General features: G+C 71.0%; 10 protein-coding genes and 3 pseudogenes. 8 read left to right on the top strand and 5 right to left on the bottom strand.

Features of this window, described 5'->3' with window-relative positions; translation table 11 throughout:
• From RIF93_RS15110 to RIF93_RS15100, 3 genes and pseudogenes are all read left to right on the top strand, one after another.
• Nucleotides 1-647: pseudogene (locus RIF93_RS15110) on the top strand (ribonuclease E/G); the annotation flags it as partial.
• Between the two features lie 55 nt (nt 648-702).
• Nucleotides 703-2,103 (top strand): M48 family metalloprotease, encoded by a 1,401-nt coding sequence (locus RIF93_RS15105; RefSeq protein WP_309092273.1) that lies wholly within the window; start codon nt 703-705, stop codon nt 2,101-2,103.
• A gap of 31 nt (nt 2,104-2,134) precedes the next feature.
• On the top strand, nt 2,135-2,875 hold the full coding sequence (locus RIF93_RS15100) for a DsbA family protein (RefSeq protein ID WP_309092272.1): 741 nt from the start codon (nt 2,135-2,137) through the stop codon (nt 2,873-2,875).
• Nucleotides 2,876-3,078: 203 nt separating this feature from the next.
• Here the strand turns inward: RIF93_RS15100 and RIF93_RS15095 are convergent, their stop codons facing one another.
• The 3 genes from RIF93_RS15095 to thiS are packed head-to-tail and all read right to left on the bottom strand — an operon-like array spanning nt 3,079 to nt 4,878.
• Nucleotides 3,079-3,888, bottom strand: a complete 810-nt coding sequence (locus RIF93_RS15095) for an SDR family oxidoreductase (RefSeq protein WP_309092271.1) — start codon at nt 3,886-3,888, stop codon at nt 3,079-3,081.
• On the bottom strand, nt 3,888-4,697 hold the full coding sequence (locus tag RIF93_RS15090) for a thiazole synthase (RefSeq protein ID WP_309092274.1): 810 nt from the start codon (nt 4,695-4,697) through the stop codon (nt 3,888-3,890). Before RIF93_RS15090 ends, RIF93_RS15095 begins: the two co-directional genes overlap by 1 nt.
• Complete coding sequence (gene thiS / locus RIF93_RS15085) at nt 4,678-4,878, bottom strand: sulfur carrier protein ThiS (protein WP_309092270.1); 201 nt, start codon at nt 4,876-4,878, stop codon at nt 4,678-4,680. Before thiS ends, RIF93_RS15090 begins: the two co-directional genes overlap by 20 nt.
• Nucleotides 4,879-4,970: 92 nt before the next feature.
• Between thiS and aroQ the strand changes: the two genes are divergently transcribed.
• From aroQ to aat, 4 genes and pseudogenes are all read left to right on the top strand, one after another.
• A complete protein-coding gene (gene aroQ / locus RIF93_RS15080) occupies nt 4,971-5,408 on the top strand; it encodes a type II 3-dehydroquinate dehydratase (RefSeq protein ID WP_309092269.1) in 438 nt (145 codons plus the stop codon).
• Between the two features lie 33 nt (nt 5,409-5,441).
• A complete protein-coding gene (accB, locus tag RIF93_RS15075) occupies nt 5,442-5,936 on the top strand; it encodes an acetyl-CoA carboxylase biotin carboxyl carrier protein (protein WP_309092268.1) in 495 nt (164 codons plus the stop codon).
• A gap of 4 nt (nt 5,937-5,940) precedes the next feature.
• The gene (gene accC, locus RIF93_RS15070; protein ID WP_309092267.1) at nt 5,941-7,296 is read left to right on the top strand and encodes an acetyl-CoA carboxylase biotin carboxylase subunit; all 1,356 of its coding nucleotides are present in this window, start codon (nt 5,941-5,943) and stop codon (nt 7,294-7,296) included.
• Between the two features lie 10 nt (nt 7,297-7,306).
• Nucleotides 7,307-7,912 (top strand): annotated as a pseudogene (aat, locus tag RIF93_RS15065) (leucyl/phenylalanyl-tRNA--protein transferase); the annotation flags it as partial.
• Here the strand turns inward: aat and RIF93_RS20755 are convergent.
• Together RIF93_RS20755 and RIF93_RS15055 are read right to left on the bottom strand one after the other, a co-directional pair.
• Nucleotides 7,894-8,355, bottom strand: coding sequence for a DUF2155 domain-containing protein (locus tag RIF93_RS20755; RefSeq protein ID WP_375163884.1), 462 nt, complete (start codon nt 8,353-8,355; stop codon nt 7,894-7,896). The pseudogene aat and the gene RIF93_RS20755 overlap by 19 nt on opposite strands.
• Nucleotides 8,356-8,678: 323 nt before the next feature.
• A complete protein-coding gene (locus tag RIF93_RS15055) occupies nt 8,679-9,083 on the bottom strand; it encodes an NADH:ubiquinone oxidoreductase subunit NDUFA12 (RefSeq protein ID WP_309092265.1) in 405 nt (134 codons plus the stop codon).
• A 192-nt stretch (nt 9,084-9,275) separates the two neighbouring features.
• On the opposite strand from RIF93_RS15055, the pseudogene RIF93_RS15050 reads away from it, so the two are divergent.
• Nucleotides 9,276-9,846: pseudogene (locus RIF93_RS15050) on the top strand (ribonucleotide reductase); the annotation flags it as partial.

Below are 9,846 nucleotides of genomic sequence, written 5' to 3'. Positions count from 1 at the left end.
ATCCGTTCTCCTGGGTGCGTCCCTGGGTGCCGTACGGCGACGATCCGTTCGTCTGGTACGACCCTGCCGAAGACCTGAAGCCGGTCTCGCCGGCCAATGACGCCGGCGAGCAGCGTCCGGCGCCTGCGCCCGTTCCGGTCGCCGCCGAGGCGGCTGCGGCCGCCCCCAGCGTCGCCCGCGACCGCGGCGGCGACGAGGAGATCTGGGTCGAACTGCCGGCCGAGGACGAGAAGCCCAAGCGCGCCCGCAGGGGCCGTGGCCGCGGCCGCGGCCGCGCCGAGGGCGAGCTTGAGGTCGAGACGCCGGCCGCCGAGGCGCCGGTCGCCGAGCCCCTCGCGGTCGAACCCGTGGTGGAAGCGGCGCCCGAGCCGGCTCCGGCCGAAGAGCCCGCTCCGGCTCCGAAGAAGCCGCGCAGCCGCAGCCGCAAGGCCGCCGCGCCCGTCGAGGCGGAAACTGCGCCCGCCGCCGAACTTGCGCCTGCGGTGGAAGCGGCGCCCGCGCCCGTGGTGGAGCCCGTGGCCGAACCGACCCCCGAGCCGGTCGCCGCGGCGGCCGAGCCCGAACCGGCGGCCCCGCGCGAGCCCGACCCGGCCGAGATCTCGGGACCGCCGCCGGCGCCCCGCAGAGGCTGGTGGCGGCGCGGCTGACGCACTACATTCGGCAGCGGGAGCATACGAGGGGCGGTCTGGAGAAAAGGTTCGAATGGTCTCCCCTGCCCGCTCCCTGTCCCGCCTCGCGCTGAGCCTGGTCCTGACGGCCGCCATGGTCCTCGGGCCCAGGCCGGCGGCGGCGCAGGAAGGGATGTCCCTGATCCGGGACACCGAGATCGAGGAGATCCTGCTCAAGGACTCCCAGCCGATCCTGCAGGCCGCCGGCATCGACGCCCGCAACGTCGAGATCCTCCTGGTCGGCAGCAAGGAGCTGAACGCCTTTGCCGCGCCGCGCGTGATGGGCTTCAACACCGGGCTGATCCTGGAGTCCGACACGCCCAACGAGCTGCAGGGCGTCATCGCCCACGAGGTCGCCCACCTGACGGGCGGCCACTCCGCCCGGCGCGACGAGATGAACCGGGCGGGCATGAAGCCCTTCCTGCTGACCATGGGTCTGGGCGTGCTGGCGGCCCTCGCCGGCTCGCCCGAGGCGGCCGCGGGCCTGGCCGGCAGCGCCAGCTACTTCGGCGCCCTGGGCGCCATGGGCTTCAGCCGCGAGCAGGAAAGCCGCGCCGACCAGGCCGGCGCCACCCTGCTCGACAAGGCCGGCCTCTCCGGCCGCGGCCTGGCCGAATTCTTCGACAACTTCCGCTATCAGGAGGTCTTCGACGAGGCCCGGCGCTTCGCCTACTTCCGCAGCCACCCAATCTCGTCCGACCGGGTCGAGGCGCTGCGCCGCCGCGTCGAGGCCCTGCCGAACTACCACAAGACCGACAGCCCCGAGGCCCTGGCCGAGCACGCCATCATGAAGGCCAAGCTGGACGGCTTCCTCAACCCGCAGGTGGCGATCACCAAGTACGCCGAGACCGACACCTCGTATCCGGCCCGCTACGCCCGGGCCATCGCCTACTACCAGCTCAAGGAGCCCGACCGGGCGCTGAAGCTGATCGAGGCCCTGCTGCAGGAGCAGCCCGAGAACCCGTACCTGTGGGAGCTGAAGGGCCAGATCCTGTTCGAATACGCCCGCACCCAGGAGGCCGAGGAGCCCCAGCGCCGCTCGGTGGCGCTCAAGCCCGACGCCCCGCTGCTGCGCGTGAACCTGGGCCAGACCCTGATCGCGCTGGACGACAAGGCCAAGGTGCAGGAGGGCGTCGCCGAACTGCGCAAGGCGCTGACCCAGGAAGAGGACAACGCCGTCGCCTGGCGCCTCCTGGCCGAGGCCTATGACAAGCTGGGCCGGGACGGCCAGGCGCGGCTGGCGACGGCCGAATACAACTTCTGGATCGGCGATCGGCGGCAGGCCCGCGTGTTCGCCATGCGCGCCCGCGAGATGCTGCCCAAGACCGAGCCCGGCTGGCGACGCGCCACCGACATCGTGCTCGCCTCCGAGCCCTCCCGCGACGAGCTGCGCGAACTGGCCCGCGAAGGCTCGACCAGCAGCCGCACGCGTTGAGCCGCCCCTTCCAAGCCGCTATCGGACCCGTATGACCCTGCTCCTCAAATCCGCCGCCACGCTCGCGGCCGCCTTCGCCCTCTCCGGCTGCCAGCAGCAGAGCGACGAGGCCTTCGGCCAGCGCGTGCGCGCCTATCTGCTGGCCAATCCGGAAGTGCTGCAGGAGGTCTCGGTGGCCTACCAACAGAAGCAGCAGGCCGAGCTCGCCAAGGCATCGACGGCGGCCATCGCCAAGCACCGCGCCCAGCTCGAGCGCGACCCGCGCGACTTCGTCGCCAACCCGAACGGCAGGATCACCGTCGTCGAGTTCTTCGATTACAACTGCGCCTACTGCAAGATCGCCGCGCCCGAGGTGGTCAAGCTGATCGAGGAGAACCCCGACGTCCGGTTCGTCTTCAAGGAATTCGCCTTCCAGACCCCGCACTCGATCCTGGCGGCGCACATCGCGCTGACCCCGCAGGCCAAGGCCCGCGGCCTCGATCTGCACCGCGAGCTGATGGCGCAGAAGCCGCTGAACGACGCCGCAATCGACCGCAGCCTGCGGGCCGTCGGCGTCGACCCGGCCCAGGCCCGCGCCGCCGCCGAGGATCCCGCCATCCAGCGCCAGCTGCTGGACGTCCGGGCGCTTGCCCAGGCGCTGCACATCGATGGCACGCCGGCCTTCGTGGTGGGTGACAAGGTGATCCCGGGCGCCGACATCGAGGCCCTGCGCGCCGCCATCGCCGCCGCCAAGGCCACGGACCTGAAGCGCCCGTCGGGCAACCCGACCTGATCCCCGATAGCGGGCGACGGAGGTTGGAGGCCCTCGCCGCCCGCCAGGCCCGCGTCGGCTCTTGGGGGTTGGACGCAGGCCCGCTCAGCTAAGGGGCAGGCAGCGTTCCTGCGCAGTACGAAACGGTTACAAGCCTCCCCTTCTCCCCTTGCGGGAGAAGGTGTCAGCGAAGCTGACGGATGAGGGGTCGCGCGGGACTGGACCTAACCCTTCTCCGCCGACGTGAAGAACATCGTCCCCGCGGCAATCTGGTCGCGCACGGCCTCGGGCGTCAGCGCCGAGGCCTTGTCCAGCTCGGCGATCTCCTCGGGCACGAACCAGTGCAGCTTGTCCGAGTGGTAGGCTTCCCAGACCACCTTCGCCACCTCGATCGGCGGGATGGCGCGGAACATGCCCTCCTTCGGCGCCGCCTCGACTGCGCCCGGCGGCAGGATCGGCGTGTCGATCAGGCCGGGCAGCACGTCGGCGACGCGGACGCCGTAGGCCTTGAACTCGATCGACAACGCCTCGGTCAGGCCCTTCACCGCATGCTTCGTCGCCGAATAGACCGCGATCCCAGGGATCCCGAAGGTGGCCGACGACGAAGAGGTCGTGAAACACAGGGAATTGGGCGTGGCCTTCAGCAGCGGCACGGCCTCGTAGATGCCGTTCAGCACGCCGATCAGGTTCACCTGGACGACCGCCAGGATGTCCTCGAACGGCTGCTGGTCGAAGGGGCCGCCGCGGCCGATGCCGGCGTTGTTGAACAGGATGTCCAGCCGTCCGCCGGCGGCCGGGACGAAGCCGTCCAGCGCCTCGCGGAAGTCGGCCCGGTCGGTCACGTCCAGCTGCCGGATCAGGCAGTTCTCGGCCCCGAGCTCCTCCTGCAGGTCTCGCAGGCCAAGCTCGTTGACGTCGTAGGCGCCGACGAACCAGCCCTTCTCGACGAACAGCCGGGCGGTCTCGCGCCCCATCCCCGAGGCGGCGCCGGTGATGAAGATCGACTTGCGCGGCTCCGTCGTTGGACTTGGCATCAGATCAGCCCCGAAAGCGGCGACGAGGGGTCGGCGTAGCTGCGCTTGGCCATGCGGCCGGCCAGGAAGGCCTCGCGGCCGGCAATCACCGCATGCTTCATCGCCCGCGCCATGCGGATCGGGTCCTTGGCCTCGGCGATGGCGGTGTTCATCAGCACCGCGTCGCAGCCGATCTCCATGGCCAGCACCGCGTCCGACGCCGTGCCGACGCCGGCGTCGACCAGCACCGGCACGGTGGCCTGCTCGATGATCAGCCCCAGGTTCAGGAAGTTCTGGATGCCCCGGCCCGACCCGATCGGCGCGGCCGCGGGCATGATGGCCGCAGCGCCCGCGTCCTCCAGCTTCTTGGCGTACACGGGATCGTCCGAGCAGTAGACCATCACCTGGAAGCCGTCGGCGACCAGCAGCTTCAGCGCCCGCAGCGTCTCTTCCATGTCGGGCAACAGGTGCTTGGTCTGCGACAGCACCTCCAGCTTCACCAGGTCCCAGCCGCCCGCCTCGCGCGCCAGCCGGAGCGTGCGGATGGCGTCCTCGCCTGTGAAGCAGCCGGCGGTGTTCGGCAGGAAGGTGAAGCGCTCGGGCTTCACATAGTCCACCAGCATCGGCTGGTTCGGATCGGTCAGGTTCACCCGGCGCACGGCCACGGTGACGATCTCGGCGCCGGCCGCCTCGGCCGCGGCGGCGTTCTGGGCGTAGTCCTTGTACTTGCCGGTGCCGACGATCAGCCGCGAGCGGAACGTGCGGCCGGCAACGCTCCAGGTGTCTTCCGTATGGGTCGAGCCGTCCACGTCAGCCGCCTCCGATAAAATGCACGATCTCGATCCGGTCGCCGTCGGACAGCGCCGTGGCGCCATAGGCCGACTTCGGCACGATCTCCAGGTTGCGCTCCACGGCCACCTTGCGGGCGTCGAGGCCCAGCGCTTCCACCAGCGCCGCCACCGTGGGCGCGCCCTCGAAGCTGCGGGTCTCTCCGTTGACGGTCAGGTGCATGAAAGGCCTGCGAACTCCCGGGGCTCCGGTCGGCTTGCTTGTGGCCTCCGCCGCTGACCGTTACAAGGGCGCGGAATCGACGGCGGAGCCGAATGTCGAAACCGATCTATGTGCTGAGCGGCCCCAATCTCAACCTCCTGGGGACCCGCGAGCCGGAGATTTATGGTCATCAAACCCTGGAAGACGTCCGCCGCCTCTGCGAGGCGCGTGCGAAGTCCCTGGGGCGTGAAGTCGTGTTCCGTCAGTCCAACCACGAAGGCGAGCTGGTCGACTGGATCCAGGAGGCGCGCGAGGCCGCCTGCGCCCTGGTGCTGAACCCCGCCGCCTACGGCCACACCTCGATCGCCATCCTCGATGCGCTGAAGATGCTCAGCATCCCGGTCGTGGAGTGCCATCTGTCGAACCCTGCCGCACGCGAGACGTTCCGGCGGAAGACGTACGTTTCCCTCGCCGCCACCGGGGTCGTCTCCGGCTTTGGGGCGGCGAGCTATGAACTGGCCGTCGAGGCCGCCGCGGGCCTGGCCCGCTAATCCGACAAGACTACAAGGAAAGAGGGTCCTTTCATGGCTAGCAGTCCGAAGGCGCCTGCCGATCCGTTCGACGCCGGCCTGGTGCGCAAGCTGGCCGACATCCTCACGGACACCGGCCTGTCCGAGATCGAGGTCGAGCACGGCGAACTGAAGATCCGCGTGGCCAAGACGCTCACGGCGGCCCCCGTCCACGTGGCGGCGGCCGCGCCCGTGGCCCACGCCGCGCCCGCCCCGGCCGCCGCGGCTGCGCCCGCCGCCGAGGCGCCGGCCCCCGCGGCGCCCGCCCGCGCCAAGGGCGACGAGGTGAAGTCGCCGATGGTGGGCACCGTCTACCTGCAGCCCAACCCCGGCTCCGACCCGTTCGTGAAGGTCGGCGACACCGTCCAGGCCGGCCAGACGCTGTTCATCGTGGAAGCGATGAAGACCATGAACCCGATCCCCGCGCCCAAGGGCGGCAAGATCGTGCAGATCCTGGTCGAGGACGCCCAGCCGGTGGAGTTCGGCGAACCGCTCGCGATCATCGAGTAGCCCGATGTTCGACAAGATCCTGATCGCCAACCGAGGCGAGATCGCGCTCCGCGTCCACCGGGCGTGCAAGGAGATGGGCATCGCGACCGTCGCCGTGCACTCCGAGGCCGATTCCGGCGCCATGTGGGTGCGCCTGGCCGACGAGAGCGTCTGCATCGGCCCTGCCCCCGCCGCCAAGAGCTACCTGAACATCCCCTCGATCATCGCCGCGGCGGAGATCACCGGGGCCCAGGCCATCCATCCCGGGTACGGCTTCCTCTCCGAGAACGCCCGTTTCGCCGAGATCGTCGAGGCCCACGGCTTCACCTTCATCGGCCCCAAGCCCGAGCACATCAAGCTGATGGGCGACAAGATCACCGCCAAGCAGGCGGTGAAGGAGGCCGGCATCCCGGTGGTCCCCGGCTCCGACGGGGCGGTGACGACCGAGGAGGAGGCCATCGCCGCGGCCAAGGAGATCGGCTTCCCCGTGCTCATCAAGGCCGCCGCCGGCGGCGGCGGGCGCGGCATGAAGGTCGCCAAGACCGAGGAGGACCTGGTCGAAGCCGTCCAGACCGCCCGCTCCGAAGCCAAGGCCGCCTTCGGCGACGACGCCGTCTACATGGAGCGCTACCTCCAGACGCCGCGCCACATCGAGCTGCAGGTGGTCGCCGACAGCCACGGCAACGTCGTGCACCTGGGCGAACGCGACTGCTCGCTGCAGCGCCGCCACCAGAAGGTGCTGGAAGAGGCCCCCTCGCCCGTCATCGACGCCGCCGCCCGCGCCAAGATCGGCAAGGTGGTCGTCGATGCCGTCCGCGCCATCGGCTACCTGGGCGTCGGCACCATCGAGTTCCTGTACGAGAACGGCGAGTTCTTCTTCATCGAGATGAACACCCGCCTGCAGGTGGAGCACCCGGTCACCGAGGCCATCACCGGCATCGACCTGGTTCGCGAGCAGATCCGCATCGCCGCGGGCCTGCCGCTGTCGTTCCGCCAGGAGGACGTGGTCTTCGAAGGCCACGCCATCGAGTGCCGGATCAATGCCGAGAACCCCAAGACCTTCGCGCCTTCGCCCGGCCTGGTCACCGACTTCCACGCGCCGGGCGGCCTGGGCGTGCGGATGGATAGCGCGCTCTACGCCGGCTATTCGATCCCGCCCTACTACGACAGCCTGATCGGCAAGCTCATCGTCCACGGCCGCGACCGCGAGGAGTGCATCGCGCGCCTCTGCCGCTGCCTGGGCGAGGTGGTGGTGGGTGGCATCGACACCAACATCCCGCTGTTCCAGGAGCTGCTGGTCCAGCCCGACATCCTGCGCGGCGACTACAACATCCACTGGCTGGAGCGCTGGATGAAGGCGCAGGCGGAGGGCCAGGCGTAAGGTTCGGCCGATGGCCGAGTTCGACGTCCGCGACCTCCTGGACTGCTACGCCCGCGGGGTCTTCCCGATGGCCGACGCGCGGGAGGACGCCCGGGTCTTCCTGATCGACCCCGAGCGGCGGGGCGTGATCCCGTTCGACCGCTTCCACGTGCCCCGCCGACTGGCGCGCACGGTCCGTGGCGATCCCTTCGAGGTGCGCATCGACACCGCCTTCCACGAGGTGGTGCTGGCCTGCGCCGCCTCCGGTCCCGGCCGGACCGAGACCTGGATCAACCGCCCCATCGAGCAGCTCTACCTCGAGCTCCACGCCCACGGCTTCGCCCACAGCGTCGAATGCTGGCGCGACGGCCAGCTTGTGGGCGGGCTCTACGGCGTCGCGCTGCAGGGCGCCTTCTTCGGCGAGAGCATGTTCTCGCGGGCTCGCGACGCCTCGAAGGTGGCGCTGGTCCACCTGGTCGCCCGCCTGATCGCCGGCGGCTATGTGCTGCTCGACGCCCAGTTCATGACCGAGCACCTGGCCCAGTTCGGGGCCGAGGAGATCTCGCGTCTGGAATACCACCGCCGCTTGGGCCGCGCCCTGGCGGTGGACGGCGACTTCTACGCCTTGGGGGCCGGCGTCGGCGTGGGGGCGGCTTCCTCCGCCGGCGGCGGGGCGGCCGAGGGACGCGGCGGCTCGATTACCGGCGGGGCGTCGGACTTGGGCGCCGGCTCGACCTTCTTGGGCGCGGCGACCGCCTTGGGCGCAGGCGCCGGCGCCGCCGCCGCGGTCAGCGGACGGGTCGCCCTGCAGTTGATCACCCAGGCGTCGTAGGTGGGGTGCTCCAGGGCGTGCAGGCCTGGTGAGGACGCGTACATCCAGCCCTTAAACGCCTGCCTGGGCGGCGGCGTCGGCCGGCCCGGCTGCGGCCGCGGCTGGCTGTCGATCGTCAGATAGGCGATGGCGTCCTCGACCGGCTCGTCCGGCGCCGAGCGCTCGCAGGCCCGCACCGTGAAGATCAGCCCCTTCCAGCGGATCGGCCGCCCGACCGGCGCCTCGAACTTCAGGGTCTCGGCGGTCACCTTGTCCAGCGCCTGCAGGACGGCGACATCGTAGCGGGCGCGGCGGATCGGCGCCTCGACCGGCTTCTCGGCCACCTGGTCCTTGGGCGGTGCGGCTGGCTTCACCTCGCGCTCGTCCACCGGCGGGGCCGCCAGCGGGGCCGGCGTCGGCACGTCGACGGGCGGCGCCTCCTCCAGGTCGGCCGGTACGTCCTCGGGCGGCAGGGCGGCCGGCGGCGGCACGGGCTGGGCGGCGACCACGGTCGAAAGCAGGCCGCCGGCGAGCACCGCGGCCGAGACGGCGCGCCTCAGGTTGGCAGACGCGGTGGTACGGAGCGCCACGGCTATTCCGGGGTCCAGGCCTCATAGTCGCCGGTGGCGCGCTGGCGCTCGCCGCCGCGAGCCAGCGAGCCCTTCGGGCGGTAGGCGTAGATGGTGCCCGACAGGTTCGGCCGGTGCTCCTTCTCCCAGGCCTTGCGCGGCAGCGGCGCGGCCGTCGGCGGCTCCTGGAAGGTGTGGTGCAGCCAACCGTGCCAGTCCGGCGGCACCTTCGAAGCTTCGGCGTAGCCGTTGAAGATCACCCAGCGGCGCTTGTGCTTGGCGTCCCAGCTGTCCCGGGTGTCCTTGGCCTCGTAGTAGCGGTTGCCGTACTCGTCCTGGCCGACGAACACGCCGCGCTTGGCGACCGTGAAGCGGATGCCGGCGGTGGCGCCGTTCCACCAGGTGAAAATGGTCTTCAGGACGGACACTTACAGAGACTCTTCCGCGGCTGTCGGGGCTGGAAACGCGCGCGGACTATAGGCGGGCGCCCTCGGAGCGTCCAGCACCGCCGCCGCGCGTCCACGTCAGCAATATGTTGGGGATGAACCGCCACCGACACCCAACATCTATTGGCGCCGGCGTCCGGGCCTGCCTAGGCTGATCCCCTAGGGGAGTCGCTCATGGGCAGTGACGCGTCGCGCGTGGGAATCGAGGGCCGCATCCTGGAGCGGCCCCAGGGGCTGGTCGAGGTGGAAGCGCCCGCCCATTGGACCAACGCGCGGGCCGAGGCCTGGCTTGACTGGGCCGGCGGCCGGACCGACCTCGCCGCCGCCATCTCCGACAACGTCGAGGACCTCACCGGCCGCGCCCAGACCAAGGGCCTGCTGAAGGACCTGCGCGCGCGCCGCCGGTTCCGCGAAGGCCTCACCGAAGCCATGCTGCTGGGCGCCGTGGCGCTCACCGCCGGTGGCGGCCGGACGCTGCGGATCGTCGATTGCGCGGCTCCCGACTTCGCCCCGGCGCTCGCCGCCGTGGAAGCCGCCAGCCGCGGTCGCGAAGCCGCCCAGGCCGCCGCCGAGCGCCTGGCCGCGCGGCTGCAAGGCGTAATGGACGCGATTCACCGGTGCGAGGGCGACGCCGAGGCCTGCGCCGACCCCTCGCGCAACGCCAGCCTGACCCGCGCCGCCGAGGCCGCCCGCGCCGCCGGCGCTTCCGACGCTATGATCCTGGAGGCCGTCGCGCTCGCCCGCG

It is taken from the genome of Phenylobacterium sp., assembly GCF_031181185.1.
Lineage (GTDB): Bacteria > Pseudomonadota > Alphaproteobacteria > Caulobacterales > Caulobacteraceae > Phenylobacterium.
Note: the sequence above shows the minus strand (reverse complement) of the source record. Positions and strands in the feature narration are given on the sequence as shown.